This is a genomic window from Bordetella genomosp. 11 (assembly GCF_002261215.1).
Lineage (GTDB): Bacteria > Pseudomonadota > Gammaproteobacteria > Burkholderiales > Burkholderiaceae_B > Bordetella_C.
Genome location: NZ_NEVS01000004.1, coordinates 3,038,567 through 3,058,658, shown reverse-complemented (window position 1 = coordinate 3,058,658; position 20,092 = coordinate 3,038,567). Strand labels below are relative to the sequence as shown.

The following is a 20,092-nucleotide window of genomic DNA, read 5'->3' as shown; positions in this document are numbered from 1 at the left end:
ATAATGGTTCACAGGCGCATTTTAAATTAGAATCCGACTGAGGCAGCGGCATCGGACTCGCGGGTTGCGTTGCTGGCACTCAAGTCAACCTTCTCTCGCCCATGACCTCTCCTTCACGATTCATCGAACCGCCTGCCGTGCGTATGCCTGAAACGCGGTCGCGCACGACCGGACGCCGCCTTTGGTTCGACGTGCACAGCTGGATCGGGCTCAAGCTCTGCATCCTTCTGAGCTTCATTTTCTGTACGGGAACCCTGGCCGTGATCGCCACCGAGATCGATTGGGTGATCGAGCCGGCCATGCGCGTGACCCCGCAGGAAGGGCAGGCCAGCTGGGGTGAAATGGTCGCCGCCGCGCAACAGGCCCATCCCGATCTGCGGCTGCGCAGCCTGAGCGCGCCGCACGCGGAGCGCTTCGCCGCGCAGGCGCTGATGCGCAAGCCGGACGGCGAACTCCTGCGCGTCTGGGTGGATCCCTATACGGGCCAGGTAACGGGCGAGTCCACGTGGTGGAGTGCCCAGCGCTGGCTGCGTGACACCCACCGCAGGTTGATGCTGCCCATTTCCTATGGCCTGCCGCTGGTGGCGGCGCTGTCGGTTCCGCTGCTGCTGACGCTGGTAAGCAGCCTCTTCATCTACAAACGGTGGTGGCGAGGCTTTTTCGTCTGGCCACGCAAGGGCAAGCCTCGCCTGACCTGGGGAGACGTACATCGGTTGATTGGCGTCTGGAGCCTGGGCTTCATGGCAGTGATCGGCGCGACGGGCATGTGGTACCTGATCGAGTCATTGGGTGGCAAGGCCCCGCTTCCCCCCGCAATCGCGCAAATCAAGGGACAGGCGATACATGCAACGCCTACCGCCGGGGACATCGACCGTGCGGTATCCGCCGCGCGCGACGTCTGGCCGGCGCTGCAAGTGACCAATGTCCCCCTGGCGCCGAACGGGAAAACGCTGTTGGTCGAAGGCCTGGCGGAAGGTTGGCTGCTGCGCGAGCGCGCCAATGCGGTCGCCGTGGATATGGGTACCGGCGAGGTCCTCGGCCGCAATGCCGGCACGGAAATGAGCGCGCACCAGCGCATCGCCGAGATGGCGGATCCGCTGCACTTCGGGACGTTCGGCGGGTGGCCCGTGCGCTGGCTATGGTTTGTTTTTGGGCTGATGTTGACCAGCCTGTCGCTGACGGGGGCCTATCTCTACGGAATACGCGCCACCGAAGCGGCACGTGCGGCGCTCAAGCGGGCGGGCGCTGCCGCCAGGCAGTCGTCGTTCTGGACCGCTACCTGGCGCGGCATCGGCATGTGGCGCTGGGCCTGCGGGGGCTTGCTGCTGGTCTGGTTCATTCTGCTGCTGATGGTCGCAACGCGCTAGGCTTTGAGGCGATTGCCTGGACGCCGGAGCGGCGCGCCGGCCGCTCCGCGCCAAGCCGGGTCATTCTGCCGTCAAAAGCCCCGACGCGATGAGCGCGCGATACGTTTCGACCTGGCGATCCAGGAACTTGCCGAAATCCGCTTCGCTCATCCTGGCCGGCACGCCGCCGATATCCTCGATGCGCTTGCGGACCGTGGGATCGTCCAGCGCGGCATTGCTGGCGCCGACCAGGCGCGCTACCACCGCCGGCGGCACATCCCTCGGGGCCATGGTCGCCGTGAACGGCGCGATATCGACTTCGGGCTGCTTCAGTTCCGCCATGGTGGGGACGTCAGGCAGGGACGCCACCCGCTGAGGGAAGACCACGGACAAGGCGCGCAACTGGCCTGCCTTGATCAGCTGCAACGCCGATGGCAGGTCCGTCGCCACGGCGTCCAGCTGGCCACCCAACAAATCCTGCACCGCCGGTCCCGCACCCTTGTAGGCCGCGATGATGAACTGCTGGGACAGTGCCTTCTGCATCTGCAGGATGTTGACGTGACCCGCCGTGCCATTGCCCGGTTGGCCGAACTTCAACGTGCCGGGATGGGCCTTCGCATATGCCACCAAGTCCGCATAGGACTTCAGCGGCGAGTCCGCCTTGGTCACGATCACGCCTGGAACCTGCGTCAGCAAGGCCACCGGCTTCATGTCGTTCAGGCTGTAGCTGGCTGCCTTGGCGGCCAGTTGCCAGCTGGCAACGATGGGGGCGGTGGTGCCGATCATGATGGTATAGCCGTCAGGCGCGGCACGGACCATCTGGGTAGCGCCGATCATCCCGCCGGCGCCGCCCTTGTTTTCCACGATGAAGGATTGGCCCAGCTGCTTGCCGTACGCCTCGGCGAAGATGCGCGCGCTGCTGTCGGCATTGCCGCCCGGCACGAAGGGCACGATCACCCTGACCGGGCGGTTGGGATAGTCGGCGTGCTGGGCCCAGCCGACCAGCGGATGCGCGAGCAGGTTGGCGGCGATGGCTGCAGCGAACAGGTTGCGGCGGTAAGCATGAAAGTTCATCATTTGTCTCCGGTTTAATGAGTTTTGAAAACGGTTGCCTCGACGCATCGAGCTAAGTTGCAATGAGGTGATCCGCACAGAGTTGGTCAAGATTGCCGATGCCCAGCAAAGCCATGTCGCGATGGATCTCGTCGCGCAGAAGGGTGATGGCATGGGCAACGCCTGCCTGCCCGCCGACCGCGGCGGCATAGGCCATCGGCCGTCCCACGAAGACGTGGTCCGCGCCCTGCGCCAGCGCCTTTAGGACATCCGTGCCGCGCCTGATGCCGCTATCCAGCATCAAGGCCATGCGGCCCTTGGCCTTGACCGCTTCAGGCAGCACCACCAGCGGCGGCGCGGTGCCGTCGAGCTGGCGGCCACCGTGGTTGGACAGGATCACGCCATCCGCGCCCGCCTGCTCCGCCCGCATGACGTCGGTGGCGGAGATCAACCCCTTTACCACCAGCTTGCCGCGCCATTGCCGGCGTATCAGCGCCAGGTGTTCCCAGTTCAAGTGATCGCGCAAGCCGAACTGGCGCACCACGCTGCGCGAGATGATGGGCACGCCTCTTCCCGCGCCGGCATTCTCGAAATGCGGCATGCCGTGCCTGGCAAGCGTGCGCCCCAGGGTGCCCAGCAACCAACGCGGACGAAGCAAGCCATCCCAGGCCAACCGCAACCCCGGCCGCAAAGGCGTGGTGAAGCCCACCCGCACATTGTTCTCGCGATTCGCCAGCGTGGCCGTATCGACGGTAATGACCAAGGTCTTGAAGCCGGCCTTTTCCACGCGCTGGAGCAACCCTTCGATGTGCGTCTGGTCCCCCGGGATATAGGCCTGGAACCAGCCGCAGGTCGGCGCCGCCTGCGCAACCCGTTCCATGCGGGTCAGCGACGCGCCGCTCAGTACGTAAGGGATCCCTGCCGCTTCGGCCGCGCGCGCCATGGCGACATCGCCGTCGAACGCGAACATCGCGCAGAGGCCCATGGGGGCGATCCCGAACGGCGCCTGGTATGAATGCCCCATCAAGGTCCGCCCTTGTTCCCGCGCCGACACATCCACCAGCACGGAGGTGCGGAACATCCATTTCCGGAAGGCCGCGAGATTGGCCTGCAAGGTGACGTTGTCCTCGACCCCGCCCTGCAGATAGCCGAAGATCGGCCGCGGCAGCACCCGTTGCGCGGCCGCTTCAAGGTCGCCGAGGGAAAGAATGCCGCGCAGCGCGGGAGGAATATGGCGCCGGGCGTTGGGCGCGGGCCCGAGCTGTTGGCGCGGTGGAGTCGTCGTCATGGGCGTTTCGTATAACCTCTGCAACCCTGCAGGAAGGGGCACATTGGAAAACACACCGGCCCATGCCGGCAATTCGTTACGCCCTGCGTAACATCAGGGATGCCAGGTCGCTCGCAAGGCGGTCGCCGGAACGGCGCCCAGCGCCACGCCCAGCCGCTTGGCGGCATCCACCGTCGTGGGCGCCAGTTTGCGCAGGACGGCGGGCGTCAACCGCTCCACCGGACCGGAGGTGCTGATAGCGCCGAGCACCGTGCCGTGCGCGCCTCGCACCGCCGCTGCCACCGCGGCCGCCCCGGTGGAGCGCTCGGCGCGCGCCCAGTGATAGCCCTGGCGCCGGATGCGTTCATAGAGATCGCCCGGCTCGCCCAGCGCGGCGAGGATGGTCCGCCCAGGGGCGCCAAGATCCAGGGGCAGCAGCTCCCCCGACCGGGGATGGTCGGGGCGCGCATTCGGGCCGTCGCAGCGCATCAGGCAACTGCGCAGATTGCCCTCGTGCACATAGAACGAGGCGCTCTCGCCCGTCTCCAGGGAGAGCTTGCGCAGGATGGGTTCGATGACCGAACCCACGTCGAACTGCGCCTGGTAGCGGGAGCCTATCCAGCCGGCGGCCGGCCCGAGCCGCCACGCACCGTCTTCGCGCTGCACCATGAAGCGGGACAGCGCCAGAGTGCGCGCCAGCCGCAGCGCGGTAGGCTTGTGCATACCCGTGCGGCGGGCGAGTTCGGTCAGGGAGAGGAACACTTCATCGCCGCCGTCGAAGGCCTTGAGCAGGGACATGGCGCGGACGACGGCGTGTACATGCTCCTGGCCGGGGGGCGGGGTGATGTCGGCGGGTCCTTTAAGAGTCGCCTGCCTGGGCGGCTGCGCCGGTGCGGTGGGTGCGTGGCGTTTCGCCATACGGTCCTCCATCTTTCTGTTGTCTGTCTCCAGCGCGCGATGTTACGCCAGCCGTAACGCGTTGCGTTCGCCACGGGAGCCGGTCATCATCCGACGCCCGGGAGGCACTGCGCGATCCTGGGTTGGTCCGGCATTTCGACGAACAGCGCGTGGACCTGGTGCTGAAGAATGCCGACGAACTACGGGACATAGTCCACAAGGAAACGCCGGTCTGGGACCGTAGCATTCAGGATTCGGGTATCCGGTTGAACTGAACGGTGAGCGTGCATGGGACAGGAACAACTCGTCGGTCATGGCCTGGAAGCGGGTCCAGTTCTGTTGGCATCCATAGGTCGCAGCCTTTTTCGCTACCGTCTGGGTGACGAGGGGTTCGTCGAGCAGGGCCGCTTGGAGCTCCCGCTTGCCGTCCAATACGCCTGCTTCCCTCCGGGCCGGCCGGTCGCTTACGTCGCATGCAGCAATGGCGGCGTTGCTGTCCCAGGGGACCGTCACTGCCTGGTCCAGGTGTCGTTGGGCGATACCGGTATGCACATCGTTGCGGAACCGGTGGCGCTGCCGTACCGCCCGCTGCATGCGTCGGTGGACATGGGGCGCAATCGCGTCGCCCTTGCCTATAACCGTCCCGCGGCTGTGACCGTCCATGATCTGGACGATAATGGCGGCCTGGTGCCGCCGTGGCGGCTGTTGGCGGAAGGTGCGGAACGAGTCGGGCACTTCCCGCATCAGGTCATCCCGATGCCCGGCAGCCCGGACTTGCTCCTGACCTGCCGCGGCGACGACGCAAGCACGGCCAGCGAGGAGAATCCAGGTTCGTTGCGAGTACTGCGAGACGAAGGCCAGACGCTTGCGTGCGTACAGGTAGTCGCGCCGAATGCCGGCTTCGGTTTCGGCCCGCGCAACTGCGCTTTCCAACCGCAAGGACACATGTTGTACGCGGTGCTGGAGCGCCAGAATCGTCTGGCGGCATTCCGTTATAGGGAGGGCCTCATCGAGCCGCAACCCAGTTGGGACGTCGGTCTGCTGGATAAGCCCGAGAAGATAAGGCGCCCTCAACTCGGCGGCGCCATCGCGATCCACCCCACCGGCCGATACGCCTACGTAGTCAACCGCGCGCATCCGGTGCCGGATGGCTCAGGCAACGCAGCGCCTTGCGGAGAAAACAGCATCGTCGTCTTCCACCTCGACGTCCGGACCGGCGAGCCGCGGGAAATGCAGCGCTTGGCGCTGAATGGCCTGCACGCCCGCTGCCTTGCGCTTGCTCCCGACGGCAAGGCGCTCGTCGCGGCCTTGCGCCAGACCGGCCGCTATAAGCATGACGACGGCCGCATCGTCGAATGCGCAGCCGGCTTCGTCACCTTCCATATCGCCGACACCGGCCACCTGACGTTTATGCGCCAGGACGTAGTCGACGTGGGCAACGACCAACTGTTCTGGGCCGATTTCGCGCCGATCTGACGGGATTGCACAAGACCGTTATGGTCGATGTCCTCGGCGCGCTGCGCGGGGTTATATACAGGCCCTGACGGCGGTTCTGGCGACTCAGCGTCACGGCGCGATAGCGACCACGAGAGGTACGCTGAAGAAGACACCGGCGCAGAGTAACCGCCGTCCGGAAAATCCAGACCTTAGTAGGTCAGCGGGTAAGGCACCCCGTTTGCATCGACGGATTCGATGCGATCGACAACCGCATCAGCGGCGGTCTTCGCGTCGCTAAGCTGCATGAACGTCTGATCCGTGATTACTCGATAGAATCGGCCCGAATCAGGCTCGCCTTCTTTCTGTGTCGTGATGTCTGCAATTGCGGGGATTTCACCCGACTGGAAAGCGCCGCTATACACAGTCCAACCATCAATCTCACGTGCGCTCATTCTTCTCTCCATCCTATTAAGTCAGAGGGGATCGTAGCATGCGCCCCCAAAACGTCCCCTCTGTTCTGACTCCATTGCCCGCTACCTGACCGAATGGAGACGGCATTCCCCAAACGCTGTAGCGGCAGATAGCGGGATCGCCCGCTCGATCCATGTAGCCGGAGTGTCCGCTCAGCCCTTAAGGAGCTGTCCGCACGCCTTCTTCGCCACTACAACTTCGCCAGGCCCAGGATTGGGCACGTGGCAAGACAACCCTAGTCAGTCCGCACTGATTTTAAGGTTGTGGATCAGCTTGCCCCATTTTTCATATTCCGCCTTCATGTATGAGGCAGCCACAGTGCTGTCACCCGGCAAGCTTTCGCTTCCGAGATCGGCGAGTCGCGCCTTGAAGGATGGATCATTGACTGCGATGCCGATTTCCCGTTGAAGCCGGGCGACGACGTCGGAGGGCATCCCCTTGGGGCCGAGAATGGCATGCCATGCACCGACCTCCAGGCCAGCGTGGGATGTCGCTTCCGCAAGCGTGGGTACATCCGGAAGAGACGGCGATCGCGTGGCGGAAAGCACCGCAAGCGCTCGTACTTTTCCAGCCTTGATCTGAGGCAGGGTGTCCGTGATTACGTTGAACATCATGCTGACGTGCCCCCCGGCTACGTCCGTCATGGCAGGCGCGCCGCCGCGATACGAAACCGGCGTCATTCCCAGCGAAAAGGCACGGTCAAACTGCGCGCCAGCGAGGTGGGAGTTTATTCCGATGCCCGTCGTTGCGTAGGGCATGCCGCGATGACTCCTGGCGTAAGCGATGAACTCGCTTACATCTTTCGCCGGGAAGGCGGGATTCACCACCATAACCAATGGCGCGGTGGCGACCAGAGAAATCGCTTCAAAATCCGTAATCGGGTTGAAGGGCGGTACCTTGTGGAGCGACGGCGTCAGTACTACCGAGGAGGTGGCGTACAACAACGTATAGCCATCCGGCCGGGATCGAGCCACTTCCATTGCAGCGATGCTCGCCCCCGCCCCGGGTTTGTTCTCCACGACCACCGCCACCTTCATTTGTTCTGTCAGATGCTTCGCCAGCAACCGGGCCACCACATCGGAAGATCCGCCTGGTGGAAAGCCGAGCACAAGGCGGATGGGGCGATCCGGATATTGGGGACTATCGGCGCGGACGGTACCGGCGGCCGAGCATAGACCGAGCATTGCAATGCCCAAGAGGCTGCGTCGTTTCATTCGTCTCTCCGTTACCAAGCCGTGGCGCCACTGTCCACGGACAGGATGGTGCCGGTGATGCGAGCCGCTTCTTCCGAGGCCAGGAACAACGCGGCATGTGCGACATCCTCGGGTTGGACAATACCCATCATGTGGGAAGCGACCTGGGGTCGTCGATGTCGATTGCGGGGGTCGAACGTGGGATGATCCGGATTGTTCTCCAGGAACCTCCGCAGCCTTTCGGTGTCTACCGCGCCCGGGGATACGGCGTTGACTCGTATGTTCGACGGGGCATACTCCACGGCCATCGAACGGGTAAGGGAAATAATGGCTCCTTTTGCAGCCGTATAGCAGTCGCGGCCAGCCACGCCCACCATGGCGGTATAGGAAGTTGTGTTTACTATGGCGCCGCCGCCAGAGGTGTGAATCAATGGGATGGCATGGCGCGACGCAAGAATCGTGGAGAAAACGTCCAGACGCATCGCGCGCCAGAATTCGCCAAGCTCCACCGAGGTCACCGGCCCATCCGCGGGAGTAGAGCCTCCGATGTTGTTATAAAGAATGTCCAATCTGCCGAAGCGGGAACGTACTTCGTTTACGCATTGCTTGACCGCGCCCTCGTCTGTCATGTCGCAAGAGATGAACTGCGCCTCGCCGCCGTGTTCGGTGACCTCCTGGCAGACAGCCATCCCGCTATCGTCGTTGATATCCGCGACGGCGACGCGGCCGCCTTCGCTGCAGAATAGCTTTACGGCGGCGGCGCCTATGCCGGACGCCCCGCCGGTGATCAGAATCACCTTGTCCTTCATTCGCATGACTTTTGTCTCCTGTTTTTTTTGGATGAATGGCGGCTGGAAGCCGCTGCGCGCCGAACTGGCCGCTTAACGCAATGGCGATTCCGGGTCGGGCAGCAGTGCGATGGTGGTTTGACTCAGCCATCGGTCGGCGCCGCCAGGTGGCGGCCAGCGCCCGGTTTCCGCTGCCGCCTTCCTTACCAGTGCGCGATGGGCGTAATTCCGGTACGCCCATATCTGCGCAAACTTGAGTTGTTTACCGGATGTGGAGTGCATCACCACGATGGCAGTAGAAAGCTGCGCTCTCCATATGAAGGGCAAACGCCACGCCTCGATGACTTCATCCAGCTTTCCTGCCTGGACAACGTATTCGCGCAGCTCATATACATTGCCGTGGACGTCAGGCAGCGGGATCGGGCTGAATGGCGCCAGCCTGTAGCGATCGGCGCTGAGCGTGGCACCAGTGTCGCCGAGACGCTTCATGAGGCGCGGGTCTTGTGGGTCCGCCTCCGGATCGGTCGCGCCATCCAGGATCCGCAGCAACTTCACTTCGTTGATGTTGCCGAAGTCGGTCGTGAATATGCCGCGGAGATGGGGGTCTTCCTTAGTCGCGGACCGCACATCCGGCATGGCAGCCTTCAGCGCCCCGGGTGGAAAAGCGAGGGATATCATTTCGCAGTTCATGCGGTGTTTCCTAGACGATGAAGGCACTTAGCGCGCCGTCCATCGTGATATTGGATCCGGACATATAGGCGGATAACGGCGATGCGAGAAAAGCCACCAAGGTCGCGACTTCTTCCGGTCGGCCCAGCCGACCGAGCGGAATTGCAGCGATCCGTTCCGCTTGCAACGTGGCCACATCCTTGCCCCGAAGGGCGGCGTCCGCAGCGAGTCCTTCGCCAACACGGTCGGTTTCCACCATTCCCGGATTGATGCCAACGACGCGTACGCCCTTCGGGCCGTAGGCAGACGCCAGGCCGGCCGTCGCCAACATCAATGCGGCATTGGCGGCACCGCCCGCCAAATGCGTGGGCGATGCACGCTTCCCGCCAGCACCGATGACGTTGACAATGACCCCCGTGCCTCGGTCGGCCATTCTGGCGAGGATCGGGTCGATGACATTGATATAGGAGAAGAACTTCGCATCGAGTGCCTCCCTCCATCTGCCGGGACTCAATTCAAAGGGGGAACAGCGGTTCGCGGCGCCGGCGCAGTTGACTAAAACATCGATCGGGCCCAGGGCGCCCTCGCATTCAGCAACGACACGGGCAGCCTCGCTCTCGTTGCGCAGGTCGGCGGCAAGGCAAAGCACATCGTCGCCCAGGAGCGCTGCGGCCCGAGCCAGGCTGTCGGTGGAGCGCGATACGATTGCAACCTGGGCACCTTCGCTACGCAGAACGGCTGCGCAGGCGAGCCCGATTCCTTTGGAACCGCCGGTTACCATTGCGACTTTCGACCTTAGGCTCAAGTCCATGTCTTAACCTTTATGAGGAATAACCGGGAGCGTGGCGATCGATTTCCAACCAATGGGGGCACCGGCCTGACCGGCAACGATCCCGGGTTCCGCTCGAGCGTCCCAATTGATTCCGAGGTAGCGCTGGCCGGTGAAGCCATCCGAGGCCCGTGAACACAGCCATCGCACCGGCGGGAGCATGATCGTGGGTTGGACCAGCGTGTCGCGGGAGAAAGGTGCCTGATCGGGAATCAGTGCAGTGTTCACCACGCCGCCCGGCGTTACGACGTTTACCGTTACACCGGTTTCCTTGAGGTCTTCCGCCATGACGGCGCTGAGCGCCTCCGCCGATGCCTTGCTGGGGCCGTAAGGGGCGTAGCCTCCCCTAAGCATGGTGCCAAGGCTGGTTGTGATATTGATGACGCGTCCCCAGCCGCGCTGCGTCATGCCGGGCACGAGCGAACGGCTGAGGAGAAAGACGGCCGTCGCGTTCACGGCTATTGCGCGGTTCCAGTGTTCGGGGCCGACTTCGTAGAATTTCGGTGGATTGACGTGATAGTCGGGCCGGATCTGCGCCTGTCCGACTCCTGCGTTGTTGATGAGAATATCGACGTGACCGAAACGATCGCATGCGGTTTGGGCGATGGCTGCGGGATCGAAGTCCGCGAGATCCGCGACAATTGGATGCAAAGAGGACGCTTGCCTACCCGCCGCCACACGTAGCTGGTCAAGGCCATCGCGATCGAGATCCACCGCGACGATGCGATATTGATCTGCGAGCAGGCCCAGGACGAGCGCTCTGCCGATACCACTCGCGGCGCCCGTGATCAGTGCGGTCCGACTTTCGTTGGCGTGTTGTCCCGCTTCGGGGTTCATAGGCCGTCCTCCTCCGCGAGTGCTTTCTCGAGCTCCTTGAAGGCTTCCAGTCCTGCGGGCACACCGCAATAGACGGTGGCGTGATGTACGACTTCGGCGATCTCCTGCAGTGTTGCGCCCGTGTTGTGCCGCGCCTTGATGTACAGGCGCAACTCATTGGGACGGTCGAGCGCGATCATCAAAGCGACATTGATCAAGTTTCGCGTTCTGTCATCGAGACCCGGACGCGACCAGACATGTCCCCAGACAGCCTCGGTGATCATTTCCTGGAACGGTTTATTCCACTGGTTCGGCCGGTCGACTGCGGCGTTGACATAGGCATCGCCCAGTATCGACCTACGTTTCTCCATTCCCTTCCTGTACATCTCGCTGGACATCGTGTCACCTCCTTATTGAATTGATCCGGGGAATCACCCCGGTGGAACGCACCGTTGCGGTTGATCGGGCCAACTTGACGGCAGAAGTCGACGGCAATGCAGACTGGCATCTGTGGATCAGCGATCGCTCCTGGCGACCGCCATGTGTGCTTTGATGAACTCCGCACAGTCGCCGAGAGCCCGACGGGCGTCGGGCACGACGCCTGGAAACAGCTGCCACTGATGCACCATTCCGGGCCACACCTGGACGGTTACCGGGACGTCGTCCCGCGCGGCAGCCCCCGCCAGACCTAGGCTATCGTCGAGCAGCAGTTCCCCCGCTCCGACCTGCAAAAGCAGGGGAGGTAATCCATGGAGATCGGCAAACATGGGCGACGCGTCGGGATTGCGTGGGTCCTTGCCGTGCATATACACCTGAGTGACATTCAGCAGCCCATCGCGTTGCAATACCGGATCGCGCGCGGCATTCGTGCGGGTTGAGGCTCCCGACGCGGTCAGGTCCATGATGGGGCTCATGGCCACCATCGATGACGGCAAGGGCTGATTCGCTCCTCGCAGGCGCAAAGCGAGTTCGAGCACCAGATTGCCGCCCGCTGATTCGCCGGCCAGCGCGATGCGTGAGGCCGGATAGCCCTGTTTCCGCAGCCATTCATAGCTGGTTACCGCATCATCGATCTGGGCCGGATAGACCGCTTCGGGCAGGCGGCGGTAGTCGACGAGTAGTACGTCCGCGTCGGCTGCCTTCGCCAAAGTGGTCGCCAGCACGCGATGACTATCACTGGACCCGCTATAGAAGCCTCCGCCATGCAGGTATAGGATTACGCCGCGCGTGGCCGCCTGGCCGCCGTCGTCGGGCGCTATCCACTTCCCGGGCACGCCGTCGGCGTCCACGGTGCGTATCGTGGCGCCCTCCGGCACAGGGAATCGCGCCATCAGCTTTTCGAACGCCGTGCGTCGGTCGATGAAATCCCGAGTGCCGATAAGCGATTGCTGGCGCAAGGCGACGATAGTTGCGATACCTTCGCCATACTTCTCCCCGGGTCCTTGCGCCGCTACATCGGTGGTTTCGAGTGTGAGGGCCGCCATCAAGCCGAGCGTAGACATAATCAACGATCTCATGTTTTTTCGTGGTCGCGATTGCAGATGCCAGGGGTTTAGAACGGCGTATCTTGTGGAAATTGAGCGGGCCGCTTCTGCAGGAACGCATCCATGCCTTCCTTGCCTTCGGGCCCCGCCATGCCAATGAATTCCATCGCCAGTGAAGCGTCGAATATCGGACCCGCCTGCCGCAGCCAGTTGTTCAGGGCGTACTTGGTCCAGCGAACCGCGCCCGGCGCGCCGTCGGCCAGTCTTGATGCGATCTCCACCGCTTTGGCTTCCACCTCGGCATCTTCGAGCGCCATCGATATCAGGTTCATGCGCTCGGCTTCCTCGCCGGAGAAGCTCTCCGCCGTCAGCAGGTAGTATTTAGCCTTCGCCATGCCGCACAAGAGCGGCCATATGATGGTGGCGTGATCACCCGCGGCTACGCCGATCTTCAGGTGTCCGTCCGAAAAGCGGGCATCCTTCGATGCGATGGATATATCCGCCAGGATCACGCATGCCAGACCGGCGCCGACCGCCCAACCCCGGGCGGCGGTGATGATCGGCTTGGAACAATTGATCATTCCGTAGACGATGTCGCGAGCCTCCTTCATGGCCTGCAGGCGTAACGCATACTCCTCCGCGGCCTTGCGCTCGTGGTTCAGATCGCCACCGGCCGAGAAAGTGCGGCCCTCGCCAGTGAGGATAATGGCCGAGACGGTCGGATCGGCATCGGCGTCCTTCCATATGCGCGAAACTTCGCCGTGCATGGTCGCGTCCATCGCGCCCATCTTCATGGGCGACGCAAGCGTGATACGTAGAACGCGGGGATGCGGCCTGTCGAATTTCAATCGTGTATATGCGGCGTAGCAGTCGTTCATGGTCTTTCCCAATAACAAGATGTGGTTGCCCCGGTGCGCCGGGAAGATGTTTCCGCCAGTAGGCCGTGCCTGTGTCTCAGTTTTCCTGCGTCAGCAGCGACAGCCCCAGCCCAGCCCGACGCCACAGCCACGGACTGGGTCGATAACGCATGTCGCCGGTCAGGTTGTTCAGATTGCGCAGTACTTCGAGGATCTCGCCAGCGCCGACGGTATCTCCCAGTCCGAGCGGTCCCTGTGGATATCCCAGCCCGAGCCTCACGGCCAGATCGATGTCCGCTGGTGTACCGATGCGCTGCTGTGCCATGTCACAGGCGATGTTGACGATGCAGGCGAGGATCCGTTGCGCGACGAAGCCGGCGGAGTCGCGGACAACGGTAACGGGCGTGCCATCGGCAGCAAACAGTCCGTGGGCGGCCTCGCGTACCGCCGCGCCCGTCATCGGCGTCGTCATGAGCGTACGGCGCCTGCCGACTTCCAAGGGAAGCAAGGTGTCCAGCGCCACGACACGGGTTGCGTCCAGGCCTTCGGCCAGCGCGGCCGTGGTGGCATCCAACCCCAGCGGCGTGACCAGGATCAGGGCATCTGGCGACGGACGCGATCCCGTCTCCGGGAAGACACCCAGCGTCCCCAGCAGTTGCACGGTCCTGGCATGGCCGCGCGCACTCACGCGGCTTACCCAGACGCTGCGCGGCCGAGTTGCCGGCGCGACTTGCGCGGCAGGCGTGGATTTCTGTCCATTAGGGTAGGCATAGAATCCTGCGCCAGTCTTGCGGCCGAACAGGCGGCCGGCATGGCGCAATGCCGTGAGGGGAGATGGCCGGTAGCGCGCTTCCTGGTAGAACTGGTTGTAGATCGATTCCATGACGGGATGCGACACGTCCAGGCCCGTCAGATCCATCAACTCGAATGGGCCCATGCGGAAGCCGGCCTGCTCGCGCATAATGTCGTCGATATCGGGGAATCCCGCGACGCCTTCCTGCGCCACCTTCAGCCCCTCGATATTCATCCCCCGGCCGGCATGGTTCACGATGAATCCCGGCATGTCCTTGCAGCGTACGGGTACATGGCCGAGGTGGCGAGCCAGGGCCATCAGGCGGTCGCCGGTTTCCGGATCGCCCGATTGCCCATCGACCACCTCCACGACCTTCATCAGTGGGACCGGATTGAAGAAGTGGAAACCGGCAATACGCCCGGGATATCGGGCTATGGCGGCGATGGCCGTAATGGACAACGACGACGTGTTCGAGGCAATGACCGCGTCCTGACCCAGGATCGTCTCCAGCCTTGAGACCAGCTCGCGTTTGACCTCCAGCCGCTCCACGATCGCCTCGATCACCACCTCGCAGTCGCCAAGTGCCTCAATCGCTTCGCACGGCATGACGCGGGCAAGCGCGGCCACACCGTCCGCGGCATTGATCTTTCCTTTTTCCGTCAGCCGTTCAAAGGTTTCCCGTAGGTATTGACGCGCGGCTTCGATCGCGATCGGGTCCTGATCGTGCAGTTTGACAGTCAGGCCAGCCTGCGCCGCGATCTGCGCGATGCCGCGGCCCATGGCGCCTGCGCCGACGATGCCGACTGTGCGTATGGATGTCATGATGCGGAATGCCTTTCCAGCAGACTGTTATGTTCGCCCAGTACCGGTGCACGCCGCACGCGGCAGGCGTGACGGAATTCCTCGTTCAGGGGGACGGGCAGAGCGGATACTTCGGTACCATCCGGTGCGACGACGGCATACTTGAAAAGGCCGCGTTCCTGGAAGTGCGCGGTATGCAGGGCGTCGCGCAGGTCAACCACGCGAGTCACACAGACATCCCGACCCGCGAATCGGTCTTCCCAGTAGGCGGCGGTGTGCGCGGCGATCGCGGTCGCGATCGCCTCGACGGCGGCGGATGGCGGCATCCGGGAAAGCGTAGAGACGTCGAGTCCGATGATCCCGACGAAGGCTTCCCAGAACTTGTCTTCCAGGGGTGCCGCTGCAAGGAAGGCATCGTCGGCGGTGCGGTAGATCTGATAGCGCGGACTACCCCCCGTGACGAGGTTCGTCCCGGTACCGGGCCACACGCCGAGCGCACCGCTGGCGAGTCCCCAGTATTGCAGCGTGAACAGGTTGTCCGCCATTGCGACATCGATGTGCAGACCCCGTCCTGTGCGTTCACGCTGCATCAGCGCGAGCAGGATGTTGATCATCGCCGGATAGGCACCACCGGCGATATCAGCGATGAGCGCAGGCGGGAGCGATGGCGCCCCATCGCCGCCGGAGGTCAGCGCGAGCATGCCGGTCGCGGCGACGTAGTTCAGATCATGGGCGGCTTCCCGGGAGCGGGCGCCTCGCTGGCCAAATCCCGTGATCGAACAATAGATCAGGCGTGGATTGGTCTGCGCCAGCGCGGTGTACCCAAGTCCAAGCCGTTCCATGACGCCCGGCCGGAACTGTTCAATCAGGATGTCGGCTTCCTCGATCGCCGGTGTGAGCTGGGCGAGGGCGGATTCGGACTTCAGGTCGATGGCGATGGACTGCTTTCCGCGGTTCAGCAGCACGAAGTTGGCGCTGTCTTCTCCCAGCTTCGGATCGTACGTCCGCATCTCGTCACCTAGGTCCGGTCGTTCCAGCTTGATCACATCGGCGCCGGCTTCAGCCAACAGCAGCGAACAGAGCGGTCCCGGAAGCAGGGTACTGAAATCCAGCACCTTGACGCCGGCCAATGGTTGCGTCATGGCCGGACCGCATCCGCGCGCGAGCGCTCAGCCGCCACGCGCGCGCGTCGCGCCGGCGCATACGCTTCCTGTCCCAACGCCTCGTACAGAGCCTGCGTGATCTGGAAGTGGTGGTGCAGTCCAGTGCGCTGGAGCAATTCGATGGGACCCTCCGGGTAGCCCAGTCCCAGGCACAGGGTCTTGTCGAGGTCCTGCGCGATGGCGAGCTTTTCGTCGAGGCGCCGCAAGGCCGCATTGAAGTAAGGACGTATCAGGCGGTCGACGATACGGCCGGGGAAGTCGTTGCATACAGCGACCACCAGTCCCGCCGACTGGAACGCGGCCTTGGCCGCTTCGATTGCTTCCACCCGCGTGCCGGGTTGCCTGACCAGCTCAACCAGCGGGCTGGGATCGGCGTCCCCGAGGCGAAAGCGCGCGAACCCGACTACATTCGAGCCCTCCAGTCCCCGATCCTCTCCAGTATGTACACCGAGGCATTCCGTGCCCAGTTCGATTGCAACGAAGCCGGGGATTTGGCGCGTGATGTTTTCTGCATACGCCTTTCCGGCATCGGCGCCCAGATAAACGATGTTCTGCGCGTTGGCCGATGCCTGCTGCAGGAATGCGTGCGGTCCTGGAAACGAACGGCTTTCACCGGCCTGGACGATTTCATAGTTCATATCAGGCTCCGAACATTTTGGTGTTGCCGTACGCGTGAAACCCCGTGCCGGTCTTCTTGCCAAGGCGATTGGCCGCGATCATCCTTCGCACCAGAGGCGGACAAGCGGCACGAGGCTCATGAGTCAGGCTATGCATGGCTTCGCATAGCAGCTTCTGCGTGTCCAGACCGATAAGGTCCAGGAGTTCCAGCGGCCCCATCGGATATCCCAGCGCGGTCTTGATCGCTATGTCGATATCAGCGGGTTCCGATACGCCTTGTTCCACCAGGCGTATGGCATCGTTGTTGAACGGAATCAGGAAGTAGTTAAGGATGAAACCGGGAGTGTCCTGCGTGGCGACTGGCTTCTGCCCCATGGCCTGCGCGAACGCCCACGCCGCCTGGAACGTATCGCCAGAGGTGACCAGCCCTGGTGACATTTCGACGAGCTTCATCAGCTGCGCGGGCAGGCAGAAATGCATGCCGACGAATCGGTCGGGCCTTCCCGAGCCACCCGCGATTTCGCTGATGGATATCGTGGAGGTGTTCGAGGCAAAGATCGTCGGTTCAGGACAGATATCGTTGAGTTTCGCGAAAAGCTGGTGCTTGACGGAGAGGTCCTCGAAGATCGCCTCGATGACGATGTCACAGACGCATAGGTCGTCGATCTGGGTGGTGCCCTCCCACTGTTCGAGCGCCGCCTTCGCCCCACCCGGAGGGAGCTTGCCGCGCTCCTCGGACTTCTGCAGGAAGGCTGCGGTCTGCTCCCTCGCCCGGTCCAGCGCATCCTGCCGGGCGTCAAACACAATAGTTCGGAAGCCCGCGCGCGCCGCGACAATCGCGATGCCGGCGCCCATGGTGCCGGCGCCGGCCACGCCGACAGTTCGAATATTCGTCAAAACGATCTCCTATCTCTTCAAAAAACTCCGGCCAATCAACTGGCGGTGTACCTGGTTGGTGCCTTCCCATATCTGCGTGATCTTGGCATCGCGCATCAGCCGCTCTACCCGATACTCGCTGCAATAGCCGTAGCCACCGAAGAGCTGCACGGCGTCGGTCGTGATACGCATGGCTGCATCGCTGGCACGCTGCTTCAGTAAGGAGGCCTCGATGCCGAAGTCGGTCTCTCCCGCGTCCACCATGGCACCTACGCGCCACAGCCACGCCTCGCACAACGCAAGCTCGGTCGCCAGGTCGGAGAGCATGAATTGGACGCCCTGGAATTCCAGGATCCGCTTGCCCGATTGCCGGCGTTCGTTGATGTAATCGACGGCGTCCTCGAATGCCGCGCGCGCGATACCCAACGCATGCGCCGCCACGGAAGGGCGCGAGCGATTCAGCGAGCCGAACAGAATGCTCAACCCGTCGCCCGGGCTGCCGATCAGATTGGTGCGCGGCACGCGACAGCCGTCGAAGGCCAGACTGGCCGTGCTCGAGGCGCGCATGCCCATCTTGTGTTCGGTGCCGAGTACACGCAGGCCTTCGGTGCCTTTTTCCAGTATCAGTACCGATATCGCGCGTTTGGGATCATCTATTCCGCTCCACTTGCCGAAGACCAGGTAAAGGTCGGCCACGTCGCCGTTGGTGATGAAGGTCTTTCCGCCATCGACGATGATGTGGTCGCCTTCCGCATGGAAGCGCGTGAGCATGCCGGTGGCGTCGGAGCCCGCGGACGGCTCCGTGATGGCCAGCGACGCCAGGCCCCCATTGGCTATCCGGGGGAGCAGTCGAGCCTTCTGCTCCGCGCTTCCGTATTCGATCAGAGGCTTGATCGCATGAAAGTTCGTCGCCCAAATGATGCCCGTGGCCGCGCAGGCTTTGGATATCTCCCGGACACAGGCGAGATAGCTGGTGAACGAAAGTTGCGCGCCACCGTACGACTCCGGCACGAACATGGCGTTCAAGCCAAGCCGATTGATTGCGTTCACGTTCTCCCAGGGAAAAGCGGCGGTGCGGTCATGGCCGGCTGCCCGCGGCGCAATGTGGTCGCAGCACAGGTCCTTCACGCTATCGAGCAGCATCCGTTCTTCGGAAGAGAGAGGCAGCTGCGCGTCCAGCTTCTCGAGCATGTTCATGTCTGTTCCGCCCCGGTCATAACGCGATACCCTGGCCGCCGTCGACGTATAGTGTCTCGCCGGTCAGGAAGTGGCCCGGCAATCGGTACAGCATGGCGACCAGCCTGCCGATGTCCGCAGCTTGCCCATGCTCGCCCCTCGGAATCCGCTTCTTGAGAAAACTTTCCAGAGGACCTTGGTTCAGCGCATCGCGGTTCAAGTCGGTTTCCACGTAGCCGGGAGCGACATTCAGGACGCGTATGCCATCGCGTGCCCACTCGACTGCCAGGCAACGGGACAGCGCGCCTACCGCAGCCTTGGAAGCGCAATAGGCGGCATTCGAACGTACGCCCAGCTTGTCGTAGAAGGAGCCTATATTGACGATCAAGGTGCTCGGGGATGCGCTCAGGTAGGGGTACGCCGCCTGGCTGACGATGTACACCGACGATGTATTGGCGCGCATCACCTGTTCGAAATCGGCCAGCGGGAAGGTGGCCGATGGACCGTGCAGGTGGATGCCAGCGTTGTTCACGAGGCCAACGATCTCCGTGCCGAACAGGTCCGGTATGGCCTTGAAAGTCCGCGCGACCGAACCGGTGTCCGTCACGTCGCAGCGCATCGGCGCCAGACGGTGGCGATCGGCCTCGTCCAGGCTGCTCGGGTCGGGTAAGGCGCCCGATCGGGACAGGCACGCCACGTTGAAGCCGGCGCGGGCCAGTTCGATACTGATCGCGGCGCCTATGCCACGGCTTCCGCCCGTTACGGCGACCGTACCGGCCATGGATTCAGGCATCCTGGAACTCCGGCGCGCGCTTTTCGATGAAGGCCAGCATGCCTTCCACCGAGTCCCTGGTCTGGAACGCCAAAGTGGAAAGATCGGCCTCGATGTCCAGGCCGGAGCCATTCGCGGCATCCATTCCCCGGGACACCGCTTCGCGCGCGAAGCTCGACGCGCAGCGGCTGTATCCGATGAAGTCCGCCATGAATGTCTTGCCGATCTGGACCGGATCGCCATCTGGAACGATACGGTTGACCAGGCCCCAGCGCTCGGCTTCGCTCGCGTCGAGCGTGCGTCCGGACATCACCATTTCCAGCGCACGGGCCTCGCCGACCAGTCGGGGCAGGCGCTGCGTACCCCCATACCCCGGTATAAGGCCCAGCTTGATTTCCGGTAGACCTACGCGTGCTTGCGCTGTCGCAACACGGAAAGTGCAGGCCATGGCAAGTTCCAGTCCACCGCCGAACGCGTGGCCATGAAGGACGGCCACGGAAGGAATCGAGAGCTTCGCCAGTTTGTCGAAGGTATGTTGCCCCAGCCTGGCCCCGGCGCGTTGCTCCATCAAGTTCCGATTCATCAGCTCCTTGATGTCGGCGCCTGCACAGAACGATTTTGGCCCTGCACCGATCACAATCACCGCGCGGGCCGCGGAGGACGCGACCTGGTCCACTGCCGACGATAGCGCCTCTATCATGCTGAACCGCAATGCATTGCGCGCCTCGGGGCGATTCAGGGTGACGACGGCATAGGAGCCATCGAATGACAATTCGATCGACATGC

At 63.2% G+C, this 20,092-nt stretch carries 21 protein-coding genes; 2 read left to right on the top strand and 19 right to left on the bottom strand.

Annotated elements, in window-relative coordinates; all coding sequences use genetic code 11:
• Positions 1-143 precede the first annotated feature (143 nt).
• Positions 144-1,367 (top strand): PepSY-associated TM helix domain-containing protein, encoded by a 1,224-nt coding sequence (locus CAL28_RS21440; RefSeq protein WP_217906627.1) that lies wholly within the window; start codon positions 144-146, stop codon positions 1,365-1,367.
• A 60-nt stretch (positions 1,368-1,427) separates the two neighbouring features.
• Here CAL28_RS21440 and CAL28_RS21435 read toward each other — a convergent pair whose 3' ends face one another.
• From CAL28_RS21435 to CAL28_RS21425, 3 genes are all read right to left on the bottom strand, one after another.
• Positions 1,428-2,423: a tripartite tricarboxylate transporter substrate binding protein gene (locus tag CAL28_RS21435; RefSeq protein ID WP_176464065.1), complete on the bottom strand. Its 996-nt coding sequence runs from the start codon at positions 2,421-2,423 to the stop codon at positions 1,428-1,430.
• A 49-nt stretch (positions 2,424-2,472) separates the two neighbouring features.
• Positions 2,473-3,687 carry an alpha-hydroxy acid oxidase gene (locus tag CAL28_RS21430; protein ID WP_094843213.1) on the bottom strand — a complete coding sequence of 405 codons (1,215 nt, stop codon included), beginning with the start codon at positions 3,685-3,687 and terminating at the stop codon, positions 2,473-2,475.
• 93 nt (positions 3,688-3,780) lie between these two features.
• On the bottom strand, positions 3,781-4,584 hold the full coding sequence (locus CAL28_RS21425; RefSeq protein ID WP_094844776.1) for an IclR family transcriptional regulator: 804 nt from the start codon (positions 4,582-4,584) through the stop codon (positions 3,781-3,783).
• Positions 4,585-4,851: 267 nt separating this feature from the next.
• Between CAL28_RS21425 and CAL28_RS21420 the strand changes: the two genes are divergently transcribed.
• On the top strand, positions 4,852-6,039 hold the full coding sequence (locus tag CAL28_RS21420; protein ID WP_094843212.1) for a lactonase family protein: 1,188 nt from the start codon (positions 4,852-4,854) through the stop codon (positions 6,037-6,039).
• Positions 6,040-6,209: 170 nt separating this feature from the next.
• On the opposite strand, the gene CAL28_RS21415 is transcribed toward CAL28_RS21420, so the two are convergent.
• The 16 genes from CAL28_RS21415 to CAL28_RS21340 all read right to left on the bottom strand — a co-directional run bounded on the left by CAL28_RS21415 (position 6,210) and on the right by CAL28_RS21340 (position 20,090).
• Positions 6,210-6,452, bottom strand: coding sequence for a hypothetical protein (locus CAL28_RS21415; protein WP_094843211.1), 243 nt, complete (start codon positions 6,450-6,452; stop codon positions 6,210-6,212).
• A gap of 258 nt (positions 6,453-6,710) precedes the next feature.
• Positions 6,711-7,685, bottom strand: a complete 975-nt coding sequence (locus tag CAL28_RS21410) for a Bug family tripartite tricarboxylate transporter substrate binding protein (protein WP_094843210.1) — start codon at positions 7,683-7,685, stop codon at positions 6,711-6,713.
• An 11-nt stretch (positions 7,686-7,696) separates the two neighbouring features.
• Complete coding sequence (locus tag CAL28_RS21405) at positions 7,697-8,479, bottom strand: SDR family oxidoreductase (protein WP_094843209.1); 783 nt, start codon at positions 8,477-8,479, stop codon at positions 7,697-7,699.
• A 66-nt stretch (positions 8,480-8,545) separates the two neighbouring features.
• Positions 8,546-9,142, bottom strand: a complete 597-nt coding sequence (locus CAL28_RS21400; protein ID WP_094843208.1) for an NIPSNAP family protein — start codon at positions 9,140-9,142, stop codon at positions 8,546-8,548.
• Positions 9,143-9,152: 10 nt separating this feature from the next.
• Entirely contained in the window at positions 9,153-9,932 is a 780-nt protein-coding gene (locus CAL28_RS21395; protein WP_094843207.1) for an SDR family oxidoreductase, read from the bottom strand.
• Between the two features lie 3 nt (positions 9,933-9,935).
• Positions 9,936-10,787, bottom strand: a complete 852-nt coding sequence (locus tag CAL28_RS21390; protein WP_094843206.1) for an SDR family NAD(P)-dependent oxidoreductase — start codon at positions 10,785-10,787, stop codon at positions 9,936-9,938.
• On the bottom strand, positions 10,784-11,164 hold the full coding sequence (locus CAL28_RS21385; RefSeq protein ID WP_094843205.1) for a carboxymuconolactone decarboxylase family protein: 381 nt from the start codon (positions 11,162-11,164) through the stop codon (positions 10,784-10,786). The genes CAL28_RS21390 and CAL28_RS21385 overlap by 4 nt, the downstream gene beginning before the upstream one ends.
• A 117-nt stretch (positions 11,165-11,281) precedes the next feature.
• On the bottom strand, positions 11,282-12,283 hold the full coding sequence (locus CAL28_RS21380) for an alpha/beta hydrolase (RefSeq protein WP_094843204.1): 1,002 nt from the start codon (positions 12,281-12,283) through the stop codon (positions 11,282-11,284).
• 35 nt (positions 12,284-12,318) lie between these two features.
• Positions 12,319-13,128, bottom strand: a complete 810-nt coding sequence (locus tag CAL28_RS21375; RefSeq protein ID WP_094843203.1) for an enoyl-CoA hydratase/isomerase family protein — start codon at positions 13,126-13,128, stop codon at positions 12,319-12,321.
• Between the two features lie 76 nt (positions 13,129-13,204).
• On the bottom strand, positions 13,205-14,722 hold the full coding sequence (locus tag CAL28_RS21370) for a 3-hydroxyacyl-CoA dehydrogenase (protein ID WP_094843202.1): 1,518 nt from the start codon (positions 14,720-14,722) through the stop codon (positions 13,205-13,207).
• Positions 14,719-15,843 (bottom strand): CaiB/BaiF CoA transferase family protein, encoded by a 1,125-nt coding sequence (locus CAL28_RS21365; RefSeq protein ID WP_094843201.1) that lies wholly within the window; start codon positions 15,841-15,843, stop codon positions 14,719-14,721. Before CAL28_RS21365 ends, CAL28_RS21370 begins: the two co-directional genes overlap by 4 nt.
• Complete coding sequence (locus CAL28_RS21360; protein WP_094843200.1) at positions 15,840-16,502, bottom strand: 3-hydroxyacyl-CoA dehydrogenase family protein; 663 nt, start codon at positions 16,500-16,502, stop codon at positions 15,840-15,842. The genes CAL28_RS21365 and CAL28_RS21360 overlap by 4 nt, the downstream gene beginning before the upstream one ends.
• Position 16,503: 1 nt before the next feature.
• The gene (locus CAL28_RS21355; protein ID WP_094843199.1) at positions 16,504-17,379 is read right to left on the bottom strand and encodes a 3-hydroxyacyl-CoA dehydrogenase family protein; all 876 of its coding nucleotides are present in this window, start codon (positions 17,377-17,379) and stop codon (positions 16,504-16,506) included.
• Positions 17,380-17,388: 9 nt separating this feature from the next.
• Complete coding sequence (locus tag CAL28_RS21350; RefSeq protein ID WP_094843198.1) at positions 17,389-18,555, bottom strand: acyl-CoA dehydrogenase family protein; 1,167 nt, start codon at positions 18,553-18,555, stop codon at positions 17,389-17,391.
• Between the two features lie 16 nt (positions 18,556-18,571).
• On the bottom strand, positions 18,572-19,327 hold the full coding sequence (locus CAL28_RS21345) for an SDR family NAD(P)-dependent oxidoreductase (protein WP_094843197.1): 756 nt from the start codon (positions 19,325-19,327) through the stop codon (positions 18,572-18,574).
• Positions 19,320-20,090, bottom strand: a complete 771-nt coding sequence (locus CAL28_RS21340) for an enoyl-CoA hydratase/isomerase family protein (protein WP_094843196.1) — start codon at positions 20,088-20,090, stop codon at positions 19,320-19,322. Before CAL28_RS21340 ends, CAL28_RS21345 begins: the two co-directional genes overlap by 8 nt.
• Positions 20,091-20,092 lie beyond the last annotated feature (2 nt).

What these genes read in the sequence shown, in the direction of transcription:
- CAL28_RS21405 (WP_094843209.1), bottom strand. Translation starts at nt 8,479, where the DNA reads ATGCGAATGAAGGACAAGGTGATTCTGATCACCGGCGGGGCGTCCGGC.
- CAL28_RS21410 (WP_094843210.1), bottom strand. Translation starts at nt 7,685, where the DNA reads ATGAAACGACGCAGCCTCTTGGGCATTGCAATGCTCGGTCTATGCTCG.
- CAL28_RS21350 (WP_094843198.1), bottom strand. Translation starts at nt 18,555, where the DNA reads ATGAACATGCTCGAGAAGCTGGACGCGCAGCTGCCTCTCTCTTCCGAA.
- CAL28_RS21340 (WP_094843196.1), bottom strand. Translation starts at nt 20,090, where the DNA reads ATGTCGATCGAATTGTCATTCGATGGCTCCTATGCCGTCGTCACCCTG.
- CAL28_RS21360 (WP_094843200.1), bottom strand. Translation starts at nt 16,502, where the DNA reads ATGAACTATGAAATCGTCCAGGCCGGTGAAAGCCGTTCGTTTCCAGGA.
- CAL28_RS21430 (WP_094843213.1), bottom strand. Translation starts at nt 3,687, where the DNA reads ATGACGACGACTCCACCGCGCCAACAGCTCGGGCCCGCGCCCAACGCC.
- CAL28_RS21425 (WP_094844776.1), bottom strand. Translation starts at nt 4,584, where the DNA reads ATGGCGAAACGCCACGCACCCACCGCACCGGCGCAGCCGCCCAGGCAG.
- CAL28_RS21365 (WP_094843201.1), bottom strand. Translation starts at nt 15,843, where the DNA reads ATGACGCAACCATTGGCCGGCGTCAAGGTGCTGGATTTCAGTACCCTG.
- CAL28_RS21370 (WP_094843202.1), bottom strand. Translation starts at nt 14,722, where the DNA reads ATGACATCCATACGCACAGTCGGCATCGTCGGCGCAGGCGCCATGGGC.
- CAL28_RS21385 (WP_094843205.1), bottom strand. Translation starts at nt 11,164, where the DNA reads ATGTCCAGCGAGATGTACAGGAAGGGAATGGAGAAACGTAGGTCGATA.
- CAL28_RS21415 (WP_094843211.1), bottom strand. Translation starts at nt 6,452, where the DNA reads ATGAGCGCACGTGAGATTGATGGTTGGACTGTGTATAGCGGCGCTTTC.
- CAL28_RS21400 (WP_094843208.1), bottom strand. Translation starts at nt 9,142, where the DNA reads ATGAACTGCGAAATGATATCCCTCGCTTTTCCACCCGGGGCGCTGAAG.
- CAL28_RS21420 (WP_094843212.1), top strand. Translation starts at nt 4,852, where the DNA reads ATGGGACAGGAACAACTCGTCGGTCATGGCCTGGAAGCGGGTCCAGTT.
- CAL28_RS21380 (WP_094843204.1), bottom strand. Translation starts at nt 12,283, where the DNA reads ATGAGATCGTTGATTATGTCTACGCTCGGCTTGATGGCGGCCCTCACA.
- CAL28_RS21375 (WP_094843203.1), bottom strand. Translation starts at nt 13,128, where the DNA reads ATGAACGACTGCTACGCCGCATATACACGATTGAAATTCGACAGGCCG.
- CAL28_RS21440 (WP_217906627.1), top strand. Translation starts at nt 144, where the DNA reads ATGCCTGAAACGCGGTCGCGCACGACCGGACGCCGCCTTTGGTTCGAC.
- CAL28_RS21395 (WP_094843207.1), bottom strand. Translation starts at nt 9,932, where the DNA reads ATGGACTTGAGCCTAAGGTCGAAAGTCGCAATGGTAACCGGCGGTTCC.
- CAL28_RS21345 (WP_094843197.1), bottom strand. Translation starts at nt 19,327, where the DNA reads ATGCCTGAATCCATGGCCGGTACGGTCGCCGTAACGGGCGGAAGCCGT.
- CAL28_RS21435 (WP_176464065.1), bottom strand. Translation starts at nt 2,423, where the DNA reads ATGATGAACTTTCATGCTTACCGCCGCAACCTGTTCGCTGCAGCCATC.
- CAL28_RS21390 (WP_094843206.1), bottom strand. Translation starts at nt 10,787, where the DNA reads ATGAACCCCGAAGCGGGACAACACGCCAACGAAAGTCGGACCGCACTG.